Source organism: Candidatus Goldiibacteriota bacterium HGW-Goldbacteria-1, from assembly GCA_002839855.1.
Lineage (GTDB): Bacteria > Oederibacteriota > PGYV01 > PGYV01 > PGYV01 > PGYV01.
Genome location: PGYV01000009.1, coordinates 20,700 through 47,310, shown reverse-complemented (window position 1 = coordinate 47,310; position 26,611 = coordinate 20,700). Strand labels below are relative to the sequence as shown.

Below are 26,611 nucleotides of genomic sequence, written 5' to 3'. Positions count from 1 at the left end.
CGGGGGGTTTATATTTTTAGGTTTATTGTACGCAATACCGGATATTTACTTCACATCTCCTTTTATGTAAGGTTTTATTAATAAATGACAGGGGTGAGAAATGATATATGCATTTAGAGAGTTTTTTTACTACTTTAAAAGGTTAATCAGCAATTATAAAGGGAAAGAAAGGGTTGTAATGGCATCAACTTATACCGGGCTGTTCTTAAAATACATATTTTTTGTTAAACTTCTGCGGTTGAAAATTTTAAAAACCAAATTTCTTGGATTTAAAGTTAATTTTTTTGAGTTTTATACATTTTATGGATTATTTGAAGAAATATTTCTTACAAAACAGTATTATTTTGAAACCCAAGAGGCTGCTCCAAAAATACTTGACTGCGGCAGCAATATGGGGATGTCTGTTCTATACTTCAAATACCTGTATAAAAACGCGAAAATAACTGCATTTGAACCTGATCCGGAAACATTCAGACTGCTTAAAGAAAATGTAGAAATAAATGGCATTAATAATGCAACAATTGTAAATGCCGCTTTATATGACAGTGAAAAGACAATTGATTTTTATATTCCTGATAAAAATAAAGGCAGTCTGCAGATGAGTATATCGGAAAACAGAAACAGCAAAGGCAATAAATTGCCTGTAAAAACCGCAATGCTTTCTTCGTATATAAATGAAAAAATTGATTTTTTAAAAATGGATATTGAAGGCGCTGAAGATGCTGTGATGAATGAAATTACAGCGAGTAAAAAGATAAATGAAATTAAAGAGATGGTGATAGAAATACACCATAATATTGATATGAGCAAAGAAATAACATCTGTGATACTTGATCAGGCGGTTAAAGCCGGTTTTAAGTATCAGATAAGCACCAATATACTGCCTGTTTTTAAAAAAAATACATTTCAGGACATTTTGCTTTACGCATATAGGAATACAGAAAAGTAACAGTATTTAATTTAGCTTGCATCGCATTGACGTAAACCTATTAATCTTATATAATCTTGTTAGGTTCATATAACAAATAAAGGGTGGTTTAAATGGAAAATAAGCTGTCTGCCGCCATGGCGGATTATTTAAAGATAATATACCTGCTTGAAAAGGAAAAAAAGGTAGCCAGGGTTTCGGATATTGGGCGTAAAATGGAAGTGAGAAAAGCAAGCGTGGTATCCGCCGTCAACTACCTTAAAAGGGCGGAGCTTATTCAGCACGAGCGCTACGGGTTTATCACCCTGACCCCGCGCGGTAAACAGGCGGCAGAAGCCATAAACCGCAAATATGAAATACTATTGGACTTCCTTCAAAACACTGTAAAAACAGGTGAAAACAGGGCAAAAGAAGAAGCCTCCAAAATACAGCACTTAATAAGCGCTGAAAGCACGGATAAAATACAGCTGCTTGTAAATACGCTTAATAAAAGTTCAAAAGTAATTAAGGTAAAGCCAAAGTCAAAGGGTAAGACAAAAAAACGCGCCTAAATAATAAAATTATAAAAAGCTGAGAGGGATAAAATGAATAAAAAAGCTTTTATTACGGGCATTACGGGGCAGGATGGTTCTTATCTTACGGAATTTCTTATTTCCAAGGGTTATGAAGTTCATGGAATTATGAGGCGTTCAAGCGCGTTTAACACGGAAAGAATTGACCACCTTATGGACAATAAAGAAATAATGAATAATAAACTTTTTATGTATTACGGTGATTTGGCTGATGGAACAAACCTTTCCCGCCTGCTTGAAAAAATAAAACCGGATGAAATATATAACCTGGGAGCGCAAAGCCACGTAAGGGTCAGTTTTGATATTCCTGTTTATACAGGCGATATTACAGGAATGGGTACCACAAGGCTTCTTGAAGCCGTAAGGGAAACGCAGATAGAGACAAAATTTTATCAGGCGTCTTCAAGCGAATTGTACGGCCTTGCCCAGGAGGTTCCTCAGAAAGAGACCACGCCCTTTTATCCGCGCAGCCCGTATGGCGCCGCAAAATTGTACGCTTACTGGATGGCGGTAAATTACAGGGAAAGTTATAATATGTTTGCGTGTAATGGAATATTGTTCAACCATGAAAGCCCCAGAAGGGGCGGTACCTTTGTCACCAAGAAAATAACAAGGGCACTGGCAAATATTGCAGCCAAAAAACAGGATAAATTATTTTTAGGCAACCTTGATGCCAAAAGGGACTGGGGTTACGCGAAAGATTATGTTGAAGCCATGTGGCTTATGCTGCAGCAGGATAAACCGGATGATTATGTAATAGCAACCGGGGAAACCCATTCGGTTAAAGAATTTTTGCAGGAAGCTTTTTCATATGCCGGGCTTGACTGGAATAAATATGTTGAAATAGACCCGCGTTATTTCCGTCCGGCTGAAGTGGACCTTCTGATAGGCGATGCTACAAAAGCTAAAGAAAAGCTTGGATGGGTTCCAAAAACAAATTTTAAGGAACTTGTGAAAATTATGGTGGATGCCGATTTAAAGGAAGCCGGTGTAAATAAATAACAGGAGCCATATAATGATACACGTAGGAGACATGAAAATAGGGCCGGAAGAAAAAGCCGCGATAAACGCGGTTCTGGATTCAGGGCATATTTCCGAAGGCAAAAATGTAAAACAGTTTGAACGAGAATTCGCCGAAAAAATAGGCGTACGCCACGGCATAGCGGTATCGTCAGGCACATCGGCGCTTGTAGCCGGGCTGCTTGCCCTGATTTATTCGGGTAAAATAAAAAAAGGCAGCAGTGTTATTACAACCCCCGTCACGTATATCTCCACGGTAAGCGCTATTGTGCTTGCCGGGTTAAAGCCTGTTTTTGCGGATATTGAACCCGGCACGCTTAACATTGGGCCCGGTCAGATAGAAGAAGCGATAAAACGTGAAGGCGCGGACAAGTGTTCGCTTATACTTCCGGTGCACCTTATGGGATACCCATGCGACATGATTAAAATAAATGAAGTCGCGGCTAAATATGGCCTGCTTATTTTTGAAGACGCGGCGCAGGCACACGGTACAAAGATAAACGGCGTAAACGTGGGTAACTTTTCCATTCTCGCGGATTATTCATTCTATATAGCCCACAATATTCAGGTGGGCGAGATGGGCGCGGTGACAACCAATGATATGGCTCTTGCGCGCCTGGTAAGGCAGATAAAGGCAAATGGCAGGGTCTGCGACTGCCTTGTATGTACCAGGAATGACGGCATATGCCCGCACGAACCGGAAGATGAACGCGATATGGACCCAAGGTTCACGCATAATCTGATCGGGTATAATTTCAAAACAATGGAATTTACTGCCGCGCTGGGGCTTTTGCAGTTAAAGCGTTTTGATGAAATAATGGAAAAACGCAGGCAGAATATTGCGGCGATAAACAAAGCGCTTAAAAAATATGAAGATATATTCAGGCTGCCGGAATACATGGAAAATGTAAGCTATCTGGCTTATCCTTTGGTTATAAAAAAATCAGCCAAAATCAGCAGGCGTGACCTGCGTATAAAACTTGCAAAAAATAATGTGGAAAGCCGCCCGCTGTTTGGGTGCATCCCGACACAGCAGCCTGCTTATTCCTATCTGAAAGACGAATATGCGGGAAAATTACCGGAGGCCGAATTTATAGGGACTAATGGTTTTTACATCGGCTGCCACCAGTATATAGAAAAAGAGGATATCAAAATAATAGAAGCGGCGTTTGACGCGGCTTTAAAATAACGGGGGCAGATATGTCTTCATTCTGGAAGGATAAAAAAGTAACAGTCACCGGCGGCGGGGGTTTTATCGGGTCACATTTATGTGAAGCTTTGTGTGAAGCTGGCGCTATAGTGACATCAGCGGATATAAATGAAGGGCATATAGGGCAAAGCGTGCATAAAAATAAAATCAGGTTTTTAAAGACAGACCTTTTTGACTATAAGCAGGTTATTGAAAATTTTAAAGGGCAGGATATGGTAATGCACTTAGCGGCCAGGGTAGGCGGAATTGAATACAATATGAAATATATGGCTGAAGTTTACGCGGATAATCTGCTTATGCTGTCCGCGGTTACAAAATCCATAATAGAAAACAATATAAAAGAAGCGCTTTTTGTAAGCTCCGCTTGCGTTTATCCGCATGATGCCATAATCCCCACGCCGGAAACAGAAGGTTTTCGTTCTGACCCGGAAGAAACAAACGAAGGCTATGGCTGGGCAAAACGCGCGCTTGAACTTTCCGCTAAGTACCTTAAAAAGTATAAGGGAATAAATGTGGCTGTGGTCAGGCCGTATAACGCCTACGGGCCGCGTGATAAATTTGACCCAAAGCATTCGCATGTTGTTGCCGCGCTTATTAATAAAGTGTACGGCGCGGCTGACGGCACAATACAGGTGTGGGGAAGCGGCAATCAGACAAGGGCTCTTTTATATGTAAAAGACGCTGTTAAAGGCATGATGCTTGCTGCCGAAAAATATCCGGAAGCTGACCCCGTAAACCTTGGCAATGACAGGGAATACACAATAAGAGAAGTGGCAGAAACAATAATTAAAATATCGGGGCTTAATGTGAAGATTGTTTATGATACTTCAAGGCCGGAAGGTTATGAGAGAAGAAGTTCTCTTAATCAAAAGGCAAAGGACAAAATTGCTTTTGAAACCGAATATACCCTTGAACAGGGGCTGAAAGAGACCATGGAGTACTATAAAAATTTCATAATTAACAGTCAAAAAAAATAATTTTTTCAATACGGCAGATTGCGTGACACTATAAACGGAAAAGTAAGAAAAAGTATTATCTTTTTACTGATATAGTTTTGGACGCAGAACAGTCCTGCAGGTTTAAAGCATTGACATATCCGTGATTTTTCCTTGAAAGACAGCCATAGAAGTGGTAAAATTTAAAAAAAAATGGGAGGTTTAAATGAAAAAAATCATTCTTGTTTTGTTTGTTTTAGTTTTTGCTTCATCTTTAATTGCAAATGATAAATTAATTAAGATTTTCAGTCAGGCAGAGCAGACAGGTAATGTAATGGATTTAATGAAGGATAAAGAGTACAGGGATGCTGTTGATGACGGCGGAAGGACAGCCCTTATGTATGCTACATCAAAAGGCCAGGTAAAAATTGTAAATGCAATTCTTAAAGCGCTTGTTGCTTATAAAGGGGATATAAATGTTCTGGATAAAGACGGAAGAAGCGCGCTTTATTATGCCGTAGCCGACGGCAATGCTGACATTGTTAAAAGCCTTATAGCCAACGGAGCAGAAGTTAATATAGTTGATAAAGAAGGAATAACGCCTCTTCTTTATGCCGCGTTTAAAAAACACAAGAATGTTTTCCCTCTATTAATAGAAGCAGGTGCTGATTTAAATGCAAAAGAAAAGAACCAGGGAAATACAGCCTTAATTACTGCGCTTGCAACCGGAAAGGGAGACGGCAAGATAGGCCTGATGCTTGTTGAAGCCGGTGCTGACGTGACAATAAAAAATTCGCAGGGAATAGATGCTTTTTTAGCAGCTGCATGGAAAGGCAAAATAGATGTTTTGAATGCCATAATTGAAGGCGATAAAAAAAGAAAAGTGAAAGTCGCCAATCCAAATGCAAAAGATAAACAGGGTAATTCAGTTCTTATTTATGCGGTTCAGTCAAAAAAAATAGACGTGGTTAAAACTATTCTTGATATGGGCGCTGATCCCACTTATAAGGACAGTAACGGAAAAATAGCCAGGTCATACGCGAATCATTTGAAATTGTGGGATATTAAGGAAATGCTTGTTCAGGCGGAAGCTGACTGGGCAAAAAAGAATAAGTAAATACAGTTATTAAGTAAAAAAGGACGGCTTATTATAAGCCGTCCTTTTTTTATTGTTTGATTTATATTAAAATGTGTAATAATCTGTCAGATAAGGTTATTTTATCAATAAAAATAATTACAGCCGTAAAATGGAGCGACTGCATGAAAACATGGTACATGATACCCGTCAGAGGCGGTTCTAAAGATGTTTTAAGAAAGAATGCCAGGAATCTTGGAGGCAAACCCCTTTTGGCGTATGTTCTGGAAACTATTTTGAAAGTTGAAAATAAAAAACAGGTTGTTGTTGTTACTGATGATGCAGAACTGAGTGAAATTGCCCGCGGTTATGAAGTTAATATTGTAATGGAAGAAAAAACAACAGGCAAGGCAACCCTTGATAATGTGGCTTATAATACACTCAGTGAACTTTATAAATTAGGGGCAAAAGGGGATGATTATTTTTTTACTGTCCAGGCAACCTGCCCTTTTTTAAAGACCGAAACCATAATTAAAGCAAAAAAGCTTATAAAAAATAATGGTTCAATTTTGACAGCTGTGGATGACAGGTTTTTGTCATGGAAAATGAACAGCAAAGGGGAGCTGATTCCGGCGTATAAAAAAAGGGTAAACAGGCAGGAACTGCCTGCCAATTACATTGAATCAGGCGCAATTATAGGAGCCAGGGTAAAAGATATTCAAAAACATAAAACAAGAATAATAAAACCGGTTGCTGTTATTTCGGTTGATAAAGTTGAAGGCATGGATATCGATGATTATATAGACTGGTACGCGGCAGAGTATATAGTAAAAAGGAAAAGAATACTTATAAAAGCGGATTCAAGCCTGAAAATTGGCATGGGCCATCTGTACAGAAGTTCCGCAATTGCTTATGAACTTTCAGAACATGAAACGTATATTGTTTCAAATATTTATGGAAATAAAAAATTAAGCAGCTCTTTTTTTAAGGATATGCCCCATAATTTTATAGGCGTAAAAAGTGATTCTGAATTTGTAAAACTTTCCCAAAGAATGAAGCCGGACATAATTATTCTTGATCAGCTTGATACACGGTATGATTATGTAAAGCGGTTGAAGTCCACGGGTGCGGTTGTTATAACACTGGAGGATATGGGGCCCGGGGCTAAAATTGCGGATCTTCTTATAAGCGACCTGTATAAAAACCCGGAAGTGGAAGACGCCAAACAACTGACAGGAGTCCAAAATGCTTTTTTACACCCCTCATTTACTTGGGTTAATCCGGATAAGAAAATAAATAAATCTGTTGATAATATTCTGCTGCTTTTTGGAGGGACAGATCCTTCAAATCTTACAATAAAAGCCTTAAACGCGCTTAAAGCAATTAAATATAAGGGGTTTGTCAGGGCAGTACAGGGACTTGGCAGAAAAAACAGAAAGATAGATTTAAATGAATACGGTTTAAAAGGCGAAGTGCTTACCAATGTAAAATATATGCCAAAAATAATGAAAGAAGCGGATATTGCGCTTTCAAGCGCCGGAAGGACAATAACGGAACTTATGACGCTGGGAACTCCCGTGTTATGTATGTGTCAGAATAAAAAGGAAACCACGCACACGCACGCAAAAAAAGAATGCGGGGTAATAAATCTGGGGTTAGGCGCGGATATCAGCGATAAGAAATTATCTGAAGAGATAAATAAACTGATACAAAACTATGAATTAAGGAAAAAACTTCATTTTTACGCCAAAACAACGGTCAAAGGCCGGACAAACAGGGAAATAGTCAGAAAAATATCCAATATAATAAAAGTTGAATTATAAATCCGTGATTTTATCGGCCGGCTGCGCGTAATAATCTGAAATATTTGCCGCTAATCCGGCTGTGTTTATTTTTAAAGCCAGTTCTTCCGGTGTTTTTACAAGAATGGCGTCTTTTTTTTCAATAACCGGCGCCATATATTCGGATCCTGCCATGTCAATAAGTATAATTTTTGTATTAAGCACCATTCCTTCAAAAAGGGTGGTTGAGAAGACCCCCGCCTGATATTCTGACATTGCCAGAAGTTCAAATATGTTGTATTTTTTTTCTGTTAATGAAAAATTCTTTAAAGTATTTTCTGAAAAAAGTTTTTCATAATCATTGTAATTTTCACTTGGATGCGGGTTAAATTTGATGTTATAAGAAGGCAGTATTTTCGCGGTTTGAAGGGCAAAATTGAAAAGTTTTTCTCCAATAACGCCCTGAGAAACAAAAAGGACGGAGTTTTTTTCTTTTTGTGCGCTGTATTTTTTACCCGGTTCAAGGATAAAAGGGGCGCCTAAAACCGCTGTTTTTGTATTTGAAGGAAGGGGTGTTGATTCATACCAGTATTTTCCAAAACACAAAAGCTTGTCCGGCATGTAGTGTATATTTCCTTTGTCAGGATAACTGTAACCAAGGTGATATTTTGTAATTATACCGTGCTGAAGTTCTATGACTTCTGTATTAACGCTTTTAGCCGCGGCTATCAGAGGGGTATTAACATACCCCACGACCACATAAAGTTTTTTAACTTTTTTTTGCCTGAGAAATTTACGATATACGGCGAGAAGAAATTTAAAGTTGATTATGTTGTATTTAATAAGCGGTAAAAGGTCAAGGCGGACAGCGTATTCGGAATATATTTCCTGTTCTATGTTTTTAATTACTTCCAAATCGGCAGGGGAAAGCGAAATATATTTTTTATTGATAACCGCCCATATATGCGCGGCTTTTTTATATGGATCAAATGTAACGTAATCATTTTCAGGAGAACCCATAACATCAAATATGTAAATGTCCTTGTTAATTCTCTTAAATTCTTTTAGAAGTGAAGAAGAATATATGTCCTGCCGGGATATTTTTCTTGGATGAAGAAGGACAGCAGTGTCTGTGTTTTTTGTTTTTAAGAAAGGGTTATTAAATACAAAATAATAAAATTCTGTCAATAATTTTAAAGCCCTTCCCATAATTGTTTTCTTGCGAGGGGGAGCAGGAGGGGTAAAAAGGCCTATTTTGGCGGTTAATTTATAATATACGTCTATTCTTAAAGCCTGCCAGATATAAATTCCGTTAATGCTGCGGTTTAAAAGGTTATATTTTTTTTCTATGTTCCAGAAAAAACCGCATACATCATTAACGGAATGGTTTTTTCCCATTTATTTAACCCTTTTTAAAAAGAAAAGCCACGGCATCGGAAATCTGGAATTACTGAATATAAAGAGCAAAATAAACATAAGAAAAAATGCCGCCGCTGTCGCCTGTGCGGCGCCTATCATTCCGTAATACTTAACCAGGATAATGGTAAGTATTACATTGAAAACACCTGATATTACCGAAATTACGGAATAGATGTAAGTTATTCCAAGATAAGTCATATATGGAAAGATTGCTATGTAAAGCCCTCTAAAAAACGCCGCTAAAGCGGCCCAATAAAGGACAGGCACCGCTGAATGGTATTTTGGATCTATGAAGAAATTAATATAAAGGCTGCCTCCGGCACAGACCGCGATAAAAGCGGCCGTTAATACCGCAATAAAAATGTATGTATTTTTTACTATAAGAATTTTTATTTCTTCGGATATTTCCGTAAGCTTTTCATATATCCAGGGGCCCCAATTTTTGTTAAAGGCTTCAATAAAAATATTAACAGTCATTCCAAGGGCATATCCAACGGAATATATACCCACTATTTCCGTGGTGGTCATTTTTACAAGAATAAGGCGGTCGCTCATCGCGATTATTGAAGCGGCAGCCGCGTGAGGAAGCAGAGGTATTCCTATTTTTACAGCTGATTTTACCGCTTCTTTGGAAAATTTAAAAATAAGAAAACCATTTTTTCTGAAATATATAAGCGAAAATACGGTTATTAAAAAGGCGGATAAGACAGAACCGGCAAGCATGCCTTCCCATTTCATAATATCCGATATAATCAGCGCGACCGCGATTGTCCAAAGAATCAGGGTGCCGCTTAATTCAAAAACAGCGTAAAGAAGGGGTTTCTTTTCATATCTTAATATAGTGGTAAAATATTCGGAAATGCATGTTAAAAAGGCCAATAAAGGAATCAGGTATATACGGTAGTCCAGAAAAAAGTTTTTATAAAACAATGAAAATATTAAAGAAAGAAGAAAAATGGAAATGCTGCTTATCAGGGTTATAAAAATGACATTAGAAAGTAATTCCCCCATTTTTTCTCTGGATAATTTGTAATATGACCTTGCTATATGATATCTCATCATTAAGCCGGCAAAGGGGACGGTAAAAACCAGTATTGAAGAAAAAACCGACCATTTTCCGTATTCTGCCGGTATAAGAATTTTTGTAATTACCGGAAGCAGTAAAAAAGGTATTATCTTTGAAATAATGGTTGAAGTAAAGTATATTCCAAAATGAAAAGTAAAATGGTTTAATAAAGAATTTTTTTTCAATTATATGCCCTTTAAAAAATTTTTCATGACAGGAAATGTTTTTTTCATTTTATTTACGGCGCGTTTAATTGCCGTTCCTTTTGTATGAAAGTGGGCGTCAATTTCTTTTTTTAGGGCGGATACCGTATCAATTCCGCATATATCCGGGGTGCCAAGGGTGGCTGACTGCCCTTTGGCCCTGCTGTCTTCTGAAATAAGAAGTGTGGCTTTTCTTTCTGAAAGGAAGAATATATGGGCATGAACCCTGTAACCTATGTGAAGGTCCACATCGTCATAGATTTTAAATTTTGAAGAACTTGAATTCATATCTTCTGTTTTAAAGCCGTATTTTTTTGCGTAAGACGCGCATTTTAAAAAGCCAATCATGGTTTTAATGCCGTCCCTGTCAAATCTGGTGAAAAAACCGTGATGAAAAGTGCATATAAGTTTTTTTTCGGAAAATCTTTCTGATATATACTTCATTATTTTAATTGTATCCGCTGTTACTTTTGCGGGTACTGAAAAAGCAACTTTATTAATCTGCGATTCTTTTTTAAAGGTAAAATTTTTATTTAACTTATCCATATTATACCAAGCCGGGCATCCCGTCATTATAACGTTGTTGATTTTAATCTTTTTTAAAACTTCTTTTGTCATTATATCCCTGGCGCTTGAATTTTTAATTTTTTTATGTATAGTCCTTATAAAATCAAGGCTTTTTTCTGAAAAACTGAATTTTTCCGATGCTTGTTTATAACCAAGCCCAAGCGGAATGACGGGGGCGTTTATTCTGTTTAAATCAAGGTTATATATTTCAGGGTAAATATTTTCCTGATATGCGGGCCCGCCGCACAGGATAACGGCTTTTGCTTTATTAAAAAGCCGGTAATCAGTTTCTTTAATATGTTTTCTGTTAATGTTTATTATGTCTTTGTCAGAATATTTCCGCAGAAGCGTTAATGCGCGGTCAACAATCAGGTGGTCTCCCGCGTTTCTAAAAGCGCCTGTTATGGTTATTATCATAGAGGCACCGGGGATAAAAAATTATTCAGAAATATCATTGTTTTCAAGCGGCTTTCCTGAAGGAATGTCCGCTGCCGCTTTTTTTCCGATAATATTATCCCAGAAAGATACTTCTATTCCTGTATTTGCCCTTAATGCAATAATGTTGCCTTCATTGATTTCATCGCCGGTTTTAATGTTTTTGGATGCGACAATGCGCCTTCTTGCATTTGTTACGGCTTTTTTTTCCCATTCAAGATTTCTTTTTCCGCTGCCGTAAATTTCTTTATATTCTGAAAGTTTTATCCTGAAAGCTTTCAGGTCTTTTTCATCCATTGCGTGATAATGATCGTTGCCTTTAAGTTTTTTGTCATGGGTAAAATGTTTTTCTATAATAACCGCGCCCTGAATCGCCGCCATTTCAAGCGCCGGCATTGTTCCGTCTGTGTTTGGGGCAACGTGATCGGAATAGCCGAATCCCGAAACGTTTTTAAAATCCGCTTTAAGATTTGTCAAAAGGGCCAATTGCGCGTGTTCTTTGGGGGTGGGGTAATTAAGAACGCAGTGTAGCAGATATATTTCAGATAAGTCCGGGTTGTATAAGGTATTTATCGCGTTTGTTATTTCTTTGTTTGTGGATGCTCCCGTGGAAAGAAGTATTGTTTTTTTCTTTGACGCTATTTTACGCAATAATGGGATATTGGTAATGTCTGCCGATGCGATTTTGTGAAACGGCACAAGCGGGTCAATCATATCTGCTGATTCCAGGTCAAACGGGGTGGACAAAAAATCAATATTATTTTCATCACAGCATTTTTTAAGTTCTTTGTATTCAGTTTCTCCAAATTTGTCATACATTGAAAAAAGAGAGTGCTGATTTTCAGCAGGTTCTTCGTTAATATCCCAATAATAAGGAGAATGTCCTTTTGATGCCAGTTTATCGGCTTTGTAAGTTTGAAATTTTGCGGCATCAGCCCCTGCTGCGGCAGCCAGTTGTATTATTTTTTTAGCCAGATCCATACTGCCGCCGTGATTAACGCCGATTTCGGCAATAATATAAGGGTCCAAATACTCTGCGTTTTTAAGTGTTTTTTTCATTTTTTATCCGGAATATTATATTTTTTCTGCGTAAAATGAGTATACAACAAGTAAATATTGATTTCCACTTAAAAGTAGTTTACAATACTGAACAATAACCGCAGAGGAGGAATTAATGCAGGTTTCCGTGATTATTCCCGTATATAATGAAGAAAAATACATTAAAAAATGTATTGATTCAATAAAAAACCAGACATATCCGCATGGTATTGAAATTATTGTTATTGATGACGGTTCAAAAGACAGTACCCTTGAAATCCTTAAAAAGGAAGATGTTGTAATTCTTCGCCAGGAACATAAGGGGGCGGGTACGGCAAGAAATTGGGGAGCCAAAGAAGCAAAGGGGCAGATACTGGTATTTATTGACGGAGATATGTTTTTGCAGGAAGATACAATTGAGAAACTGGTTAAACCTATTTTGGACGGGAAAGAAGCGGGTACATTTATAGGGATTGAAAAGGTTGCGAATCCTGAAAATAAAGTTTCAAGGCTGTGGAGCATAGCCCATAATGAACCTTTTGACAGAAAGGCTTTTCCGATAGGCGCTGATGCGGAGTATTATGACGTATTCAGAGCCATTAAGAAAGATGTATTTATAAATTGCGGCGGAAATCATGTTGAAAGGGCTCAGGGACAGGATGTCATTGCGGACAGGGTGGGGCGTAAGGCATTTATTGTTAAGGATTCGGTGGCTTTTCATTATAATCCCGATACCCTTGAAAGGGCATATAATGACGCAAAAAAATACGGCAAAGGAAGAATACACCACGTAAAAAACGCTGCCGCGGTTATAAAATTGCTTTTAAAATATTCAATATTCAGGTCAATTCCCATAGGATTATATAAATCATTGAAATTCAAAAGCCCGTTATTTTTATTTTTTAAAATAATGATTGATTTTGCAATAACTTCCGGATTCATTATCGCTTCTTTCAGAAAAGACACCGGAGAATAAAATAATTAAAGTATGCAGGGGGGATTCGTTATTAACCTTTCGTCAAAAAAACTATTGTTACTGTTTACAGCCGCGGCATTTTTAATTTTTTCACAAGATACATTATTAAGGGAAAAGATTCTGTTGTGCTTATTCATGACAACCTTGACCGGGTTAACCTTGGCGAAATATTTGATAAAACTTTTAATGGTGAATTTTTTCCTGGCGGCATGGAAAATAGCGCCTATTTTTGGGGTAAAAAGGGGGAATGTTGAAGCTTTTTAAGTTTATGGAGCCTGTTAATTACTCTGTAAAAACTTTAAATTGGATTTTTTTCAGTTTACTTGGGATATCTTTTTTTAACAAAATGTTATATGTTTTTAATATTCCAATTCCTCCTACAGACTACATCGCAATGGAAGAGCTTGGTTATAATCTTTTACATGGGTATGGTTACGAATCGCCTAAAACCGGAACAGGTTTTAATTTATTAAGAAGCCCTCTTTATCCCGCAATACTTGGATTTATATCGCTGATTACAAATGATGTATTCTTATGGGCGAAAATTTTTAACAGCGTTGTTACAACGCTTATCCCATTGTTGCTTTTTGTCAGTCTAAAAGATAAAGTAAATATTTTTGTGCTATTTGCTTCGTCATCGGTTTTACTGTTTCATCCTCATTTATTTTTCTTATCGGGCAGCGCCCTTGGTGAAGCTGTGTTTTCATTTTTATTATGTCTTTTATTTTTATTATCATTAAAGAATACATCTCTTGGTTTTAATGAAACTATACTTTCAGGTTTTTTAATAGGTTTATTATATTTTGCAAGGCCGGAAGCTGTCTTTCTGCTGCTGTTATACATTGTTATAATTATTTTTTTAAAACAATCGTCTTTAAAAAAGAAAATATTACATGCTTTTTTACTTGTTGTTTTTGTATTAATTACTGTTTCTCCATATATTATGTTTATAAAATCTAAAACGGGTGAGTTTAAAATATCCGGTAAATCCAATCTGGTTTATTCGCAATCAAAATCTTTTGTTTCTGATAAGTATTCGTGGGAAGAAACAGAAAAAAATAAATCAACTTTATTTTCTGACATAATTTCGGATCCTTTTATGGTTGTTAAAATTGTTTCATATCACGGCGCCAGAACGCTGAATTTTCTATTAAAAGAAAACGGCGCAGGTTATATTTTTATTATTATTTTACTGTTGTTAATTTTGACGAAGCTAACTAAAGAAAAGCCGAAAATCAATATTCGTTTTTTAGCAACAACAGTCATATTTCTGCTGTTAATTTTTGTATATTTTATTTTTCACGCGGAGGAAAGATATTTATATTCTTATTCTTTTTTGGTGATTTGTTTAATTATGTCGTTATTTAATTCAAATTCCAGAACAACTGATATAACTGCTGTATTGTTATTGCTGGTTATACCGGTTTTTCTGCTGTTTAATATAAAGCTGACGGCCAGTCATTTTAATTATGATTATATAAAAGACAACTACCCTGTTGAACATAGAGATGCAGGTTTATGGCTTAAAGAAAATCATATTTTGCCTGCTTCTTTAAGAATCAGTTCACGCAAAAGTTTTGTAATTTATTATTGCGATGCCTGGCAAGTTAAACTTCCATCTGTTGATACGAAGATACCTGATATTAAAAGATTTTTTGCTGAAAATGAAGTGGATTATATAATTGCGGATAAAAGATTTATGTTTCAATTAAGAAATAACCTTAAATTTTTAATGTCACCAAAAGAAGCGGAAAAATACGGATTTATATCAGTTAAAATTTTTAATGAAGGCAAAGAAAATGAATTAATTATATATAAAATTTTATAATTGGCGGGTACTTTTAATACACCTGTCCCGTATTGAAAAACCCAAATATACCTTTCATTTTGCCAGATTTTTTGGTAAATTTAAGATAACCGACAAAATATCACGGGGTGGCAAAGAGTTGAAAAGGCTTGTAATAACGGTATTACTTACTGTTTTTATCACAAATGTTTTTGCCGCTGACAGTCTGGCTGTCAAATATTACAAATATGCCATAACCTACCATAAGCAGAATGACCTTAATAAGGCCCTTCAATATTATAATGCTGCAGTCAAGAAAGATAAAAAAATGTGGCAGGCGTGGCTTGGGCTTGGAATGTGCTATTACAACATGAAAAAGTACCGTAATGCCAAGCTTATTTTCAAATACGTGCTTATGATAAAACCCGGCGAAAAAACTGCTGAAAAATATCTGGATATGATAAACCCCAAAATAAATGAGCCTTCCAAAACAGCCGCAGCAGGAAAAAAGCAGAAGAAATTAAAAGGCGATATTATGTGGCGCTCCGCGGTGTTTCCGGGCCTTGGGCAGTTTTACAATGACGAGCTTGTAAAAGGGTACATATACTCGCTCTCATTTCTTGCCAGCACCGCTGCGGTAATTAAATATACAATTGATCAGCAGCAGGCTGTGGACGCTTATTACAACGCCAATACTGATTTTGATTTAAAATATAAGGCCGCGCAGGATGCTAACAGCCGCGTAATCATACCGCTTGCCATGCTTGGAACCGTGTGGCTTATTTCCATAGTGGACGGCTTCATGACAGGCGCGGAGTATGATAAAATCGGTGTGGATATGAACAAAATGAATTCTATGATAGAAATAAAAGGCGATATGCTTGCCTTTAATATCATAAACTACAGGTATTAATATGCGTAAATTTAACCTTCTTTTCATACTGATTTTAACAGCTGTTTTTTCCGGATGCAGCGAACTTTCACGGAAAAATCCGTGTGATCCGTCTTCGGCAGACTACAGGGGAATTACCTATAAAGGGGAAGAACTTTATCCTGCAGATTTTCAGATAGAATCAATTGCTTACGCCGGCGGCTATATTGCTTACGCTGTGACAAAAGAAAATTACGGCGGCTGCGTTGTAAAAACGGCATCAGGTACGCCGCTTGGTTTGTTTAGCGGAATTTCTGATATATGCGCGGATGACAGCGGAAATATTTATGGCGTTGACAGGTCCGAAAACGTGCAGAAAATTCAGAATGATATGTTTAATACGATAACCCCGCTTGCCTTTACCGCTTCTTCGGGAATTGACAGCTTATATATAGAATGGATGAACGGCAATTTATACATTTCCAACGAATATGACAATGAAATATACCGTATTTCTGACACCGGCGGCGCGCAGTTAACTGTACCTGTAAGCGTGACCGCGCAGGGTTACTTTACTCCGGGGGAGATTTTTAAGTTCAACACTTCCGTATATGTGGTAAACAAACTTAATAAAAAACAGGTAATTAAATACGACCAGAATTTAAGCAATCCGCAGGTAATTGATTTTACCGCCAATATTATAGATGCATGTATTCAGGAAGGCGCGCTGCAAATATTGTCGGAAAGCGCGGTTTACAAAACAGACGGCGCGCTTGAAGTTTTGCTTAAGTGGGGGGATTTTGGCGAAGGGCCGGGCAGGGTTTTAAACGGAAAAAGTATTGCCTATAATGCCGCTGACGGGTTAATATATATCCAGGACGGTTCAACTATAAAGAAATTCGGGGAGTAAAAATAAGATGAAAAAAAGTATTTTGTTCATGATAATAATTTGTTTAATCGTTTCATCTGCGGCATCTGCTTTTTATGAAGAAACAGAAAAAGCACAGAGCGAAGATGAAGCCATGTCTGTATTTCTTCAGCAGGTGCAAACTGAATCCGAAAAAATGAAAAACCCTGTGCGCGACAAGGCAATGTTGTATTTTAAAAAGGGAGAAGCTCTGTTTAAGGCAAAAGATTATAAAAATGCTGCAAGGTTTTTTTACGCGTCGGTTAAAATAGACCCCACGTTTAAAGAAGGGTGGAAAAATACGGGATTCTGCTACTATCAGATGAAACAGCATAAATACGCGCTTCCGCTTTTCAGAAAAGTGATGGAACTTGACCCCGAAGATAAAGATGCCAAAGATTTTATGGAATATTATAATTCTTTTATAGAAAAAAAGCAGAAAGCCACGCAGCCAAGGGAACCCATAGATTCTATCTGGCGTTCAGCCGTGCTGCCTGGGTTCGGGCAGATGCATAATGGGCAGCATTTAAAAGGGGTATTAGTGGGCGCGTCATTTGCCCTTAGTACAGCCCTTACAATTTACAATGTGGCAGACCAGCATACAAAATATGACAAGTATTTAAAGACAAATGAAAACCAGGAAGCGGCTTTTAAAAAAGCGGAAGAAGCCGCGACAAGCGCGCTTATTTTCGGGCTGGTAGCGGGCGGGCTTTATGCCGCCGGCATTGTGGACGCGGGGTTAAGTTATAACAGCCCCGAAGCCAGAGGTGTTGTGTATATAAATGAAAGCGGCGCGGTTATGGCGTCCGCGGAAATAAGGTGGTAAATATGAAAAAAATTATTGTAATGGTTATTGCAGTTATATTTATAATATCCTGCAAGGACATGAAACGTGTTAACCCCACCGACCCTGCAGCATCCAATTATGCCGGAATGCACTATACCGGAAGCATAGGCAATTTATCTGAAGTGACGGATTTTGACGCTTATGGCAATGATATTTTTATTGTTGATGAAACCGCCGCGCTTCTTTATTGTTTTGATAAAAACGGCGATGAAAAATGGGAAACAGAACCGGATGTTTTTAAAGCGCCCAAAAGTGTACATCTGAATAATTCATATATTTATGTGCTTGACGCGTGGGGCGCGCCGGATGGAAATACTTTAACAGTTATATCAACATCGGGTATTTTATCTGATTTTGCGGTGAATCTTACCGCTAACGCCCATAAAGTAATTGTGGATGACAGCTTTATTTATATAGCCTATGAGACGTATATTGAAAAGTACAATAAAGATATAATTTTAAACAAACTGAATTCCACAAATATTATTATTGGCTCCGCGGGGACGGCTGACGGGCAGTTTATGGAAATTTCTGATATGTGTTTTTATAATAATGAAATAGTAGTCGCGGATTCAGAGCTTGACAGGATATCGTTTTTAAATCTAAGCGGCGGTTTTTTAAGAAAAATAGAGCCCGGTACGGATATAAAAGGAATAGACGTTAAAGACGGAATTTTGTATGTGCCTTGTGAAGCTGGGATAATGGAATACAGCTGTTCAAACGGAAATAAATTAAAGACGTGGGCGGATTACGGCGAAGGAAACGGTAAAGTTATAAAACCGTCTTTAATAGATGTAAACAACACTTTTGTTTATGTTGAAAACGCGGCAAGCATAAAGGTATTTGAACCGTAACTGGAAAAAAAGGAAGATTGTCTGCATAAGGAGTTTTATGGCACGCCACAGGTTTTTTGTAAATAAGATATCACAAGAAAGCGCGGAAATAACAGGAAATGATTACAACCACGCCGTAACCGTGCTGCGGATGGAACCGGGCGAGAAAGTTAATGTGTTCAACTATGAACACGGCGAATATGAAGCGGAAATAAAAGAAATAGACAGGCACGACGGGGTAATAAGGATTAAAGTCTTAAATAAAATACGGGACAGAAAGAAAAGCACAGCGCAGATATGCGCCATAATTTCGCTTATTAAAAAAGATAAGATGGAACTTATGCTTGAAAAATTAACCGAACTTGGCGTGGATGAAATAATACCCGTAATAACAAACCGCACTATAATAAAAATTAAGGATGAAGAAAAAAAGAATGACAGGTGGGAAAAGATAATTTATACAGCCGTAAAACAGTGCGGCAGAATGAACAAACCAAAATTACTGCCGGTTGTTGAAAGCGTATCCGCGCTTGAAACTGCTGAACATTCGCTTAAATTTTTTATTTATGAAAAAGAAGAAAAGAATTTTTTGATAGATGAAGCGGTAAAACTTGAAGGGTTTGAAGAAAAGGTATATTTTATAATAGGGCCCGAAGGCGGCTTTGACGAATCAGAAGCGGAAATCCTGATAAAAAAAGAATTCATACCGGTCAGCATAGGCGATACCATTTTAAGGGCGGAAACCGCGGCCATTGCGGCGGCAACTGTTCTGGTGCAGGCGATAAGGAGAAGCACGTGGAAATCTTAAAAACTGTACTTGCAGAAATAAACGCGCTTGGGTTAAAAGGCGACGCTTACTGCGAAGAAAACCTTAAAAATGAAACAATGGTTAACGACGGTGAAATTGACCAGATAAGGCAGTCAGATTCTTTTGGGTGTGCTGTAAGGGTTTTTAAAAACGGAAAAATGGGTTTTTCATATTTCACGGCTAAAGATGCGGCAGAGGCAAAGAATGCGGTTCATAAAGCCGCTGACACGGCCCTTATAGAAGGATATGAAACATATACAATGCCGTCTTTCTGCAAATGCACCCCTCCGGATACCATTGACCCTGATTACAGCAGTATCACTTCAAAGATAAGGCAGGACAAGGCGCTTGAAACTGAAGCGGCGGTAAAAAAATACGGAAAAAAAGTTAAGTTTGTAAGGGATACAAATCTTACAGACGTAAAAAGCAGCTCCCATTACATGAACACGCAGGGCGCTGTTTCTTCATCTGACAAGACTTATTTTTACTGTTTTACTTCCGCAATATCTTCAGACGGCGCCGTTCAGGAAGCGTCAGAGGTTATGACAGGTTCGTGTGTATTTAAGGATATTAACGCTGAAGCGCTTGGCCGTGAGGCCGCACAAAAAGCGGATATGCTTTTAGGCGGCGGCGCGTTAAAGACAGGAAGATACGACCTTATACTGCCGCCTCAGGCTGCTGTGGATTTTTTGCAGATACTTGCGCCGTTATTTTACGCTTCCAATATCCGCAAGGGCAAATCGCTTTTTGGCGCCAATAAAGAAGGCGACACGGTTGCTTCGTCCATACTTAATATTAATGATGATGCGCTTCTGACTTTTCGCGCGGGCAGTTTTGGAACAGACGGCGAAGGGACTGCCGGCGCCAATAAAATGCTTATTAAACACGGCAGGCTTATGGAATTTTTATATGACATATCATCCGCGGATTTCTTTAAAAAAACGCCGGGCGGCAACGGCATACGCGGCAGTTTTAAGACGCTTCCGGAATGCGGGGTGTCCAACTTCTACATTGTGCCGGGGGATTCCAGGAAAGATAAAATAATGAAAGGCAGCGGCCTTATAATAAACTCTTTAATGGGGCTTCATACCGCTGACCCTGTGTCCGGTAATTTTTCGCTTGGTTTAAACGGGTGGCTGCTGGAAAAAGGGGAAATAAAGCAGGCGGTAAAGGAAATGCTTGTAACAGGCAATATAAAAGACGTGTTAATGAATGTGAAAGATGTATGTGAGGACAGCGTATTTTATTTTAATTATGGAAGCCCCACAATTGTAATAGGGGATATGACAGCTGCAGGAAGATAAAAGATAATCAGGAGCAGATAATGAAAAAAACAATCACCGGAATAATCGGGTTTCCTCTTTCCCATACCTTATCACCTGTAATGCACAACGCTGTGTTTAAAAAATACAAAATGAACTGGGAATACAGGGTGTTTGAAACAGAACCGGAAAATGTACCCGCCATGATAGAGCGCGTAAGAAAAGAAAATATAAAGGGTATTAACGTCACAATTCCGCACAAGCACGCTGTAATGCCTCTGCTGGATGAAATTGACGCAGCGGCAGAACGAATAGGTGCGGTTAATACCGTTAAAAACGTCAATGGCAGGCTTACGGGATACAATACGGACTATCTGGGGTTTCTTGCCACTCTGAAAAAAGCAAAGATAAATCTTAAAGGCAAAAAAGCGGTAATGCTGGGAGCCGGCGGCGCGGCGCATGCAATTGGCTACGCTTTGATGACACAGAAACCTTCCAACTTTTATATTTATAACATAGATATTCCAATGACAAAAAATCTTGTTAAGAAACTGGGATTAAAAAAAGCCGTGATAGGGGATATTAAAAAAAGCGCTGCAAAAGATAAAGTTATTGCCTCCGCGGATTTTATAATTAACTGCACGTCAGTCGGCATGCACGGCAATCACGTGGTGTATGAAATTGAAAAGTTAAAAAAAGGCGCGGTTGTTTATGATATTATTTACAACCCCGAAAAAACGGAGTTTCTGGCGCGCGGGGAAAAGATGGGCGCGAAAATAATAAACGGGCTGGATATGCTAATTTATCAGGGGATGGAATCTTTTAAAATATGGACAGGAAAAAAATCCGACTATCCGCTTATAAAAGAGAAACTTAATAAATACTTTAATAAAAAATAAATTGTTTTAAGGGGGTGTGTTGTATGAGCGATGAAAAACTGACTCCTATTGACACTGACAGGTCAATGCGCATTGACCAGAGGCACAATGCAGTCCAGCCCGCGCACAACAAAGGAAAGCATAAAAAAAACTTTAAAGAAGAACTTATTAAAAAAGAAAAAGAAGTGCTTGAAAAAGAGCAGCAGGAAATAAAACCTGATACAAAGGCAAAATATAAGGACGGGAAACGAATCTGATGAAAAAAATCTCGGTAATTTTTATAGCGCTGCTGTTAATGGCGGCGTGTACGGCCAAACCTGAAAAAATAGAAAAGGTATTTTATCCTTCAGGAAAGCTGCTGGCAGAAATACCCATTGTCAAAGGGCTTAAGCACGGCAAACTTATCTGGTATTACGAATCCGGCGATATAAAGATAACGCAGGAAGTTAAAAAAGGCTCAGCCAACGGCATGATAGTTTTTTACTACGAGGGTAATGTGAAAGAACACGAAGGTGTTATAAAAAAAGGCAAACGCGTCGGCGAATTTAAATATTATGACAAACAGGGCAAACTGATAAAGTCAGAGTATTATAGGAATGGAAGCGTGGTCAGGCAGAAAACATATACGCCGTAATTGCCATAAACTCCGTCCGCGGTTATTATTCGTTCTTTATAGTAGAGACGCAATATATTGCGTCTCGCTTTGATTAGTTGAATTTGCAGTGGTAGACGCGGGTCTTCAGCCCGCGGGTTTAGTTTTTAAACGGGAGCGGTTATCGGGAATTAAAAATTCATTATGGGATATGTTATGAAAATAAAACATCCTGAAATGGGGATATGCGGGTTATCGTGCAGGCTTTGCCCCAATTATCACACAGACGCAAAAAGCAGATGCCCGGGGTGTAAAAGCGCTTATAGAATGTCCGCGGGATGCCCGTTTATCACCTGTGCTGTAAAAAATAAAGGGATTGAATTCTGCTGGGATTGTGAAGAAAATAAAACGTGCGGTAAATGGAAAAAACACAGGGAAGCCGGGAAAAAGCACGACTCTTTTAAATGCTATCAGACACTTGAGGGTGATATTGCTTTTGTTCAAAAATACGGTGTTAAAGAGTTTATTAAGGGACAGAAAGTAAAAGAAAAACTGTTGAAAGAAATGCTGAATGATTTTAATGAAGGCCGCTCTAAAAGTTATTACTGTATCGCGGCCACCGTTATGACTGCGGAAGAATTACGGCAGGTAATTGTTAAGGCAAAAAATGACTCCGCTGGGATGGATATAAAAGAAAGGGCAAAAGTAATGCATGAAGTTCTTGATGTAACCGCAGCAAAAAAGAATTACTGTTTAAAATTAAGAAAATTCGTATGAAATATTAAAAGTATTTTTTTTAATTGACAAAAATAGAGTCTGAATTATACTTACAAAGTATTTAAATCTCATAAAAACTCATAGAGGGGTATTATGAATAAAATTATGTCCTTGTTTTTTTTCGGTTATATTCAATGAATTCTCTTGTTCCGGTTGAAATGATAGAGAGTAAAATACTTGTAATACGTTCGCATAAAGTAATTTTGGATAAGGATATTGCATCCTTATATGGCGTAAGTACTAAAAATCTAAATAAGGCTGTATCAAGAAATCTTGATAGGTTTCCGGAAGATTTTATGTTTGTACTGAAAGAGGAAGAATTCCAAAACTTGAAGTTCCATTTTGGAACATCAAGTTGGGGAGGAACAAGAAAACTTCCAAGGGCATTCACGGAACAGGGTGTTGCTATGTTGTCCGGAATTCTTCGGAGCAAAAGGGCAGTACAGGTAAACATACTTATTATGAGGACATTTGTGAAATTAAGGCAGATGATAGAATCACATAAAGAGATTCTTAAAAAGATAAGGGAAATTGAAGTGAGAATGGAAAAAGGTGAAAAAAACATATACGCAATTTTTGAAACTTTAAGAAGAATGATAGAAAAACCAAAAGATGAAAGTGTAAAAAAATATGGATTTAAATAAGATATTTAATGAAATAGAAGAAAATAGGTTTATCAGGGGAATGTGGAGGGATTGAATTCAGGTACAAAGCGCAGGTAGAAGTTGAAAAACACAATTATATATTCAATTTATCTGCCGGAGTTTTACAGGTTTCTTAAAGGAGAAAAAATGAAAGTATCTTTTTTTAATGTTAAAAGAAAAATGAAATTAATTTTATCCGCTATGGATAAAAAAGAAAAAGTGATACTTACCCACAGGGGAAAAGAAAAGGGTGTTATATATCCTATTAATTTAGTGCCGGAAGGGGTATATAATCTTTTGGAAGATCCGGCTTTTGGGATGTGGGCAAAGCACAAGAAAAGCGTGTGCCGGACTGTAAAAGATTTAAGAAAACCGCGCCACGCAATTCATGGATGACGGATTTATAAATAAAAGCTGTGCCTTGAAAAGGCCGCTGCACGGGCGTATAATGTTTTAAAAACGACGGTGAACATGAAGATACTGAAAATATTGATAATGCTTTTATTGCCTGTGACGGCATATTCCTATTCCAATGAATTCAATCCGCCGCACTGGCCCGGGGAAGGTTATAATTCAAATTATTTTATATTGGGCGTGCCTGATTCCAAAATGCAGATAAGCACAAAATTCCGCGCTGTTCAGGATGGCGGGCTTTTTGTCGCCTACACGCAGCAGATGTACTGGGGGCTTTGGGAAGATTCGCATCCCATGTATGACGTTAATTACAACCCTGACATGTTTTTCAGGATAGTTGTTGAAAACAAACGTTCTGCCTGGCTTGACATAGGGCTTTTAGACCATGAATCTAACGGGATGCAGGGTGAAGATTCGCGCAGTTGGAACAAACTTTATCTGCGATACACAGACGGTATGTTTATAGGGCAGGAGAACGAGCTGCACTGGACATTTAAAGTGTGGTATCCATATGTGCCTGACCCCACTTCTCCTGACTTGCAGCGTTACAGGGGCACGTTTGAACTGCAGGTTATTATAAATAATATTGCAAAAGTATTTTTTGACAGAAGTGACATTACAATAAGGTTATACCCGGGCGGCCCGTCATCTGTTGATCTTTTAAAAGGCGGGCAGGAAATAACGTTTCGCGGAAATTTGTTTATCATGAAACAGTTTCTTCCGGTTGTAGTTCTGCAGTTTTTTCATGGATATGGGGAAAGGCTGATAGATTACAAGGTAGAACGTACAGTTTTCAGGGCAGGTATAGGGTTTTAAAACAAAATTTCAGGAGGTAATAATGCAAAATTCAAATCAATACCTTGATAGGAATGAAACTCTGCGCAGTATAAGGGACAGAAGAAGCATACGCACGTTTTTAGATAAGAATATCAGTGATGATGACCTGTTAACAATACTTCACGCGGCTCATCAGGCGCCGTCCGCCCACAATCAGCAGTCGTGGAAATTTATTGTTCTAAAAGATAAGGCAAAAAACGACCTTGCGGCAATGGTGGCCGAACGTTCATCAAATTTTCCCAAGCCTTCCGCCGTGCTTCTAAGGATGGCGTCGCGCAGCATTATAAACGCGCCGGTAGTGGTGGGTGTAATGAACACAGGCGAACTGATTAGAAGAGGTACAGAGCTTTTTAAAATTGATAAAGAAACAGCGCACGACTTTTTCAGGATAATGGAGGTTCAAAGCTCCGCGGCCAGCGTGCAGAACATGCTGATTGCCGCAACATCGCTGGGGCTGGGCACTGTGTGGCTTGGCGTGCTTGCTTTAATGCAGAAGGATGTGCTTGGTTTTCTTGGGGAGCCCGAAGGCGAATTTGTGGCAATTATTCCAATCGGCTATCCGGCCAAGCCGGGCGTTCAGCCTTCCAAACACGAACTTGATGTGGTGGTAAAATACCTGTAATTATTTGTTTCTGCAAAATATATGGCTAAGTACCGGTTTGTGACTTTATTGCTGCTGTTTTGGCAGTTGTAGTATGACAAGGTTAAGCAAATCTGTTGCTATAGAAACGGCTTTTTCTGCTTCTCCGGGTTTAATAAGGCGTTCTTCATATTCCGCCATATTCTTCATTTTGATTATTGTATCAAAAAGTTTAACAATTTCGGAATTTTCTTTTTTTGCATGTGAAGAATCCATAATTAATGAAATAACGTCCTTGTGGTCTTCTGAAGCGCATCTTTTGCCAAGTCCATAAACACATAAGGTGTCTGCTGAAGATATGGCTGAATGAACAGCGCTTACGGCCGCTGCGTTGAAAGCTTTTTCTTTTAAAGCATTCCCGGCTGAATCACAGTTTTCAAAAGCCTTTTTCAGGTAGTTAATATAAAAATGTTTTTCAACTTCTTTTGTTTTTACCTTCCTTGTCATAAATAACTATCCCCCCGTCTATGTTTTTTAATAATGCTTTATTTTTTATGGCTGACCGTTCTTTTTTGGTCAATATGTATGGGCTAAGTGTATTGCCGTATAAGTAAACAAATGATAAGGATAATTCTTCAAGTTGTTTTAAGGTTTTGTCTTTTGCTTCTGTTGAAACGGCAAGGACATAAAAGTCAATATCACTTGATAATCTTTCAGAACCTGATGATACAGACCCAAATAATATAGATTTGTATATAAGGCTGCTGTTATTCAGGCTCCACTGCTGAAGCCGCTTTATTAAATCAGAAACGGGATTCAGCAATTCACTGTTTTTAAAGATGCGAACTAAAGATTTGAATGCATAGCTGCCGGGTTTTGCGCTCCATACAACTGATTTTCCGGCACGCCTTCCAAGTACCAGATTATATGATTCAAATATTTTTAATATAAGAATTACCTGTGAATGGGAAATTCCGGATACACGCGAAAGTTCCCTGCCTGTCATGTTGAATCCGGATGTAAGTATATAATTAATAAGTGTAATTTTTGACTGTGTATTAAATAATTCTGAAAGGCTGCTGTTTAGTTTCATAATCCACCTATATTTGATTTATATGACAATTGTAATATAAATATTACAATTGTCAAGCGGTTTGAACAAGTATTTGTTTGGGATGCATGTATATGCGCAATTATTGAAAAAACTTAAAATCAGGTGTTATATTTATTGCGATTAAAAAATGGGTTAAATGCTGAAATCAGATCCGGATCCTGGTTTTATTATCCACTTGATGCGCAGAAAGAGGCAATATGACGGTTTTAAAATAAACCGGTTTTTTTAAGTGATTA

Annotated in this window: 30 protein-coding genes; 24 read left to right on the top strand and 6 right to left on the bottom strand. The window is 38.0% G+C overall.

Annotated elements, in window-relative coordinates; translation table 11 throughout:
* Positions 1–100: 100 nt before the first annotated feature.
* The 7 genes from CVV21_10450 to CVV21_10420 all read left to right on the top strand — a co-directional run bounded on the left by CVV21_10450 (position 101) and on the right by CVV21_10420 (position 7,563).
* Entirely contained in the window at positions 101–949 is an 849-nt protein-coding gene (locus tag CVV21_10450; GenBank protein ID PKL90955.1) for a hypothetical protein, read from the top strand.
* Positions 950–1,041: 92 nt separating this feature from the next.
* The gene (locus CVV21_10445) at positions 1,042–1,479 is read left to right on the top strand and encodes a hypothetical protein (protein ID PKL90954.1); all 438 of its coding nucleotides are present in this window, start codon (positions 1,042–1,044) and stop codon (positions 1,477–1,479) included.
* Between the two features lie 33 nt (positions 1,480–1,512).
* Positions 1,513–2,502: a GDP-mannose 4,6-dehydratase gene (gene gmd, locus CVV21_10440; GenBank protein ID PKL90953.1), complete on the top strand. Its 990-nt coding sequence runs from the start codon at positions 1,513–1,515 to the stop codon at positions 2,500–2,502.
* A 13-nt stretch (positions 2,503–2,515) separates the two neighbouring features.
* Positions 2,516–3,709 (top strand): hypothetical protein, encoded by a 1,194-nt coding sequence (locus CVV21_10435; GenBank protein ID PKL90952.1) that lies wholly within the window; start codon positions 2,516–2,518, stop codon positions 3,707–3,709.
* Positions 3,710–3,720: 11 nt separating this feature from the next.
* Entirely contained in the window at positions 3,721–4,707 is a 987-nt protein-coding gene (locus CVV21_10430) for a hypothetical protein (protein PKL90951.1), read from the top strand.
* A gap of 184 nt (positions 4,708–4,891) precedes the next feature.
* The gene (locus tag CVV21_10425) at positions 4,892–5,782 is read left to right on the top strand and encodes a hypothetical protein (GenBank protein ID PKL90950.1); all 891 of its coding nucleotides are present in this window, start codon (positions 4,892–4,894) and stop codon (positions 5,780–5,782) included.
* A gap of 56 nt (positions 5,783–5,838) precedes the next feature.
* Positions 5,839–7,563, top strand: coding sequence for a hypothetical protein (locus tag CVV21_10420; protein ID PKL90949.1), 1,725 nt, complete (start codon positions 5,839–5,841; stop codon positions 7,561–7,563).
* On the opposite strand, the gene CVV21_10415 is transcribed toward CVV21_10420, so the two are convergent.
* The 4 genes from CVV21_10415 to CVV21_10400 are packed head-to-tail and all read right to left on the bottom strand — an operon-like array spanning position 7,558 to position 12,270.
* Positions 7,558–8,919 carry a hypothetical protein gene (locus CVV21_10415; protein PKL90948.1) on the bottom strand — a complete coding sequence of 454 codons (1,362 nt, stop codon included), beginning with the start codon at positions 8,917–8,919 and terminating at the stop codon, positions 7,558–7,560. The two genes, CVV21_10420 and CVV21_10415, sit on opposite strands and share 6 nt — an antisense overlap.
* Positions 8,920–10,191, bottom strand: coding sequence for a hypothetical protein (locus CVV21_10410; GenBank protein PKL90947.1), 1,272 nt, complete (start codon positions 10,189–10,191; stop codon positions 8,920–8,922). It lies immediately after the preceding gene.
* Positions 10,192–11,193: a hypothetical protein gene (locus CVV21_10405; GenBank protein ID PKL90946.1), complete on the bottom strand. Its 1,002-nt coding sequence runs from the start codon at positions 11,191–11,193 to the stop codon at positions 10,192–10,194.
* Between the two features lie 21 nt (positions 11,194–11,214).
* Positions 11,215–12,270, bottom strand: a complete 1,056-nt coding sequence (locus CVV21_10400; GenBank protein ID PKL90945.1) for an acetylneuraminic acid synthetase — start codon at positions 12,268–12,270, stop codon at positions 11,215–11,217.
* Between the two features lie 115 nt (positions 12,271–12,385).
* On the opposite strand from CVV21_10400, the gene CVV21_10395 reads away from it, so the two are divergent.
* The 17 genes from CVV21_10395 (at position 12,386) to CVV21_10315 (ending at position 25,303) form a co-directional block, all read left to right on the top strand.
* Positions 12,386–13,225, top strand: coding sequence for a hypothetical protein (locus CVV21_10395; protein PKL90944.1), 840 nt, complete (start codon positions 12,386–12,388; stop codon positions 13,223–13,225).
* Between the two features lie 12 nt (positions 13,226–13,237).
* Positions 13,238–13,489, top strand: a complete 252-nt coding sequence (locus tag CVV21_10390; protein PKL90943.1) for a hypothetical protein — start codon at positions 13,238–13,240, stop codon at positions 13,487–13,489.
* A complete protein-coding gene (locus CVV21_10385; protein ID PKL90942.1) occupies positions 13,476–15,053 on the top strand; it encodes a hypothetical protein in 1,578 nt (525 codons plus the stop codon). Before CVV21_10390 ends, CVV21_10385 begins: the two co-directional genes overlap by 14 nt.
* A 118-nt stretch (positions 15,054–15,171) precedes the next feature.
* Positions 15,172–15,924 (top strand): hypothetical protein, encoded by a 753-nt coding sequence (locus tag CVV21_10380; GenBank protein ID PKL90941.1) that lies wholly within the window; start codon positions 15,172–15,174, stop codon positions 15,922–15,924.
* Position 15,925: 1 nt separating this feature from the next.
* Complete coding sequence (locus CVV21_10375; protein PKL90940.1) at positions 15,926–16,792, top strand: hypothetical protein; 867 nt, start codon at positions 15,926–15,928, stop codon at positions 16,790–16,792.
* Positions 16,793–16,799: 7 nt separating this feature from the next.
* A complete protein-coding gene (locus CVV21_10370; GenBank protein PKL90939.1) occupies positions 16,800–17,615 on the top strand; it encodes a hypothetical protein in 816 nt (271 codons plus the stop codon).
* 2 nt (positions 17,616–17,617) lie between these two features.
* A complete protein-coding gene (locus CVV21_10365; protein ID PKL90938.1) occupies positions 17,618–18,490 on the top strand; it encodes a hypothetical protein in 873 nt (290 codons plus the stop codon).
* A gap of 37 nt (positions 18,491–18,527) precedes the next feature.
* Positions 18,528–19,277 carry a hypothetical protein gene (locus CVV21_10360; GenBank protein PKL90937.1) on the top strand — a complete coding sequence of 250 codons (750 nt, stop codon included), beginning with the start codon at positions 18,528–18,530 and terminating at the stop codon, positions 19,275–19,277.
* Positions 19,265–20,581 (top strand): hypothetical protein, encoded by a 1,317-nt coding sequence (locus CVV21_10355; protein PKL90936.1) that lies wholly within the window; start codon positions 19,265–19,267, stop codon positions 20,579–20,581. Before CVV21_10360 ends, CVV21_10355 begins: the two co-directional genes overlap by 13 nt.
* Before the next feature lie 20 nt (positions 20,582–20,601).
* A complete protein-coding gene (locus tag CVV21_10350; GenBank protein ID PKL90935.1) occupies positions 20,602–21,438 on the top strand; it encodes a shikimate dehydrogenase in 837 nt (278 codons plus the stop codon).
* A gap of 23 nt (positions 21,439–21,461) precedes the next feature.
* Entirely contained in the window at positions 21,462–21,674 is a 213-nt protein-coding gene (locus tag CVV21_10345) for a hypothetical protein (protein ID PKL90934.1), read from the top strand.
* The gene (locus CVV21_10340; protein PKL90933.1) at positions 21,674–22,051 is read left to right on the top strand and encodes a hypothetical protein; all 378 of its coding nucleotides are present in this window, start codon (positions 21,674–21,676) and stop codon (positions 22,049–22,051) included. Before CVV21_10345 ends, CVV21_10340 begins: the two co-directional genes overlap by 1 nt.
* 174 nt (positions 22,052–22,225) lie before the next feature.
* Positions 22,226–22,786 (top strand): hypothetical protein, encoded by a 561-nt coding sequence (locus CVV21_10335; GenBank protein ID PKL90983.1) that lies wholly within the window; start codon positions 22,226–22,228, stop codon positions 22,784–22,786.
* 134 nt (positions 22,787–22,920) lie between these two features.
* Entirely contained in the window at positions 22,921–23,430 is a 510-nt protein-coding gene (locus CVV21_10330; protein PKL90932.1) for a DNA-binding protein, read from the top strand.
* A gap of 81 nt (positions 23,431–23,511) precedes the next feature.
* Positions 23,512–23,826, top strand: a complete 315-nt coding sequence (locus CVV21_10325; protein ID PKL90931.1) for a hypothetical protein — start codon at positions 23,512–23,514, stop codon at positions 23,824–23,826.
* Between the two features lie 75 nt (positions 23,827–23,901).
* Positions 23,902–24,660 carry a hypothetical protein gene (locus tag CVV21_10320; GenBank protein ID PKL90930.1) on the top strand — a complete coding sequence of 253 codons (759 nt, stop codon included), beginning with the start codon at positions 23,902–23,904 and terminating at the stop codon, positions 24,658–24,660.
* 22 nt (positions 24,661–24,682) lie between these two features.
* On the top strand, positions 24,683–25,303 hold the full coding sequence (locus CVV21_10315; protein ID PKL90929.1) for a nitroreductase: 621 nt from the start codon (positions 24,683–24,685) through the stop codon (positions 25,301–25,303).
* A gap of 45 nt (positions 25,304–25,348) precedes the next feature.
* Here the strand turns inward: CVV21_10315 and CVV21_10310 are convergent, their stop codons facing one another.
* Entirely contained in the window at positions 25,349–25,768 is a 420-nt protein-coding gene (locus CVV21_10310) for a hypothetical protein (GenBank protein ID PKL90928.1), read from the bottom strand.
* Entirely contained in the window at positions 25,737–26,354 is a 618-nt protein-coding gene (locus tag CVV21_10305; protein ID PKL90927.1) for a hypothetical protein, read from the bottom strand. Before CVV21_10305 ends, CVV21_10310 begins: the two co-directional genes overlap by 32 nt.
* Positions 26,355–26,611 lie beyond the last annotated feature (257 nt).

What these genes read in the sequence shown, in the direction of transcription:
- CVV21_10450 (PKL90955.1), top strand. Translation starts at nt 101, where the DNA reads ATGATATATGCATTTAGAGAGTTTTTTTACTACTTTAAAAGGTTAATC.
- CVV21_10445 (PKL90954.1), top strand. Translation starts at nt 1,042, where the DNA reads ATGGAAAATAAGCTGTCTGCCGCCATGGCGGATTATTTAAAGATAATA.
- gmd (PKL90953.1), top strand. Translation starts at nt 1,513, where the DNA reads ATGAATAAAAAAGCTTTTATTACGGGCATTACGGGGCAGGATGGTTCT.
- CVV21_10435 (PKL90952.1), top strand. Translation starts at nt 2,516, where the DNA reads ATGATACACGTAGGAGACATGAAAATAGGGCCGGAAGAAAAAGCCGCG.
- CVV21_10430 (PKL90951.1), top strand. Translation starts at nt 3,721, where the DNA reads ATGTCTTCATTCTGGAAGGATAAAAAAGTAACAGTCACCGGCGGCGGG.
- CVV21_10425 (PKL90950.1), top strand. Translation starts at nt 4,892, where the DNA reads ATGAAAAAAATCATTCTTGTTTTGTTTGTTTTAGTTTTTGCTTCATCT.
- CVV21_10415 (PKL90948.1), bottom strand. Translation starts at nt 8,919, where the DNA reads ATGGGAAAAAACCATTCCGTTAATGATGTATGCGGTTTTTTCTGGAAC.
- CVV21_10405 (PKL90946.1), bottom strand. Translation starts at nt 11,193, where the DNA reads ATGATAATAACCATAACAGGCGCTTTTAGAAACGCGGGAGACCACCTG.
- CVV21_10400 (PKL90945.1), bottom strand. Translation starts at nt 12,270, where the DNA reads ATGAAAAAAACACTTAAAAACGCAGAGTATTTGGACCCTTATATTATT.
- CVV21_10395 (PKL90944.1), top strand. Translation starts at nt 12,386, where the DNA reads ATGCAGGTTTCCGTGATTATTCCCGTATATAATGAAGAAAAATACATT.
- CVV21_10390 (PKL90943.1), top strand. Translation starts at nt 13,238, where the DNA reads ATGCAGGGGGGATTCGTTATTAACCTTTCGTCAAAAAAACTATTGTTA.
- CVV21_10375 (PKL90940.1), top strand. Translation starts at nt 15,926, where the DNA reads ATGCGTAAATTTAACCTTCTTTTCATACTGATTTTAACAGCTGTTTTT.
- CVV21_10370 (PKL90939.1), top strand. Translation starts at nt 16,800, where the DNA reads ATGAAAAAAAGTATTTTGTTCATGATAATAATTTGTTTAATCGTTTCA.
- CVV21_10365 (PKL90938.1), top strand. Translation starts at nt 17,618, where the DNA reads ATGAAAAAAATTATTGTAATGGTTATTGCAGTTATATTTATAATATCC.
- CVV21_10360 (PKL90937.1), top strand. Translation starts at nt 18,528, where the DNA reads ATGGCACGCCACAGGTTTTTTGTAAATAAGATATCACAAGAAAGCGCG.
- CVV21_10350 (PKL90935.1), top strand. Translation starts at nt 20,602, where the DNA reads ATGAAAAAAACAATCACCGGAATAATCGGGTTTCCTCTTTCCCATACC.
- CVV21_10345 (PKL90934.1), top strand. Translation starts at nt 21,462, where the DNA reads ATGAGCGATGAAAAACTGACTCCTATTGACACTGACAGGTCAATGCGC.
- CVV21_10340 (PKL90933.1), top strand. Translation starts at nt 21,674, where the DNA reads ATGAAAAAAATCTCGGTAATTTTTATAGCGCTGCTGTTAATGGCGGCG.
- CVV21_10335 (PKL90983.1), top strand. Translation starts at nt 22,226, where the DNA reads ATGAAAATAAAACATCCTGAAATGGGGATATGCGGGTTATCGTGCAGG.
- CVV21_10330 (PKL90932.1), top strand. Translation starts at nt 22,921, where the DNA reads ATGAATTCTCTTGTTCCGGTTGAAATGATAGAGAGTAAAATACTTGTA.
- CVV21_10320 (PKL90930.1), top strand. Translation starts at nt 23,902, where the DNA reads ATGAAGATACTGAAAATATTGATAATGCTTTTATTGCCTGTGACGGCA.
- CVV21_10315 (PKL90929.1), top strand. Translation starts at nt 24,683, where the DNA reads ATGCAAAATTCAAATCAATACCTTGATAGGAATGAAACTCTGCGCAGT.
- CVV21_10310 (PKL90928.1), bottom strand. Translation starts at nt 25,768, where the DNA reads ATGACAAGGAAGGTAAAAACAAAAGAAGTTGAAAAACATTTTTATATT.
- CVV21_10305 (PKL90927.1), bottom strand. Translation starts at nt 26,354, where the DNA reads ATGAAACTAAACAGCAGCCTTTCAGAATTATTTAATACACAGTCAAAA.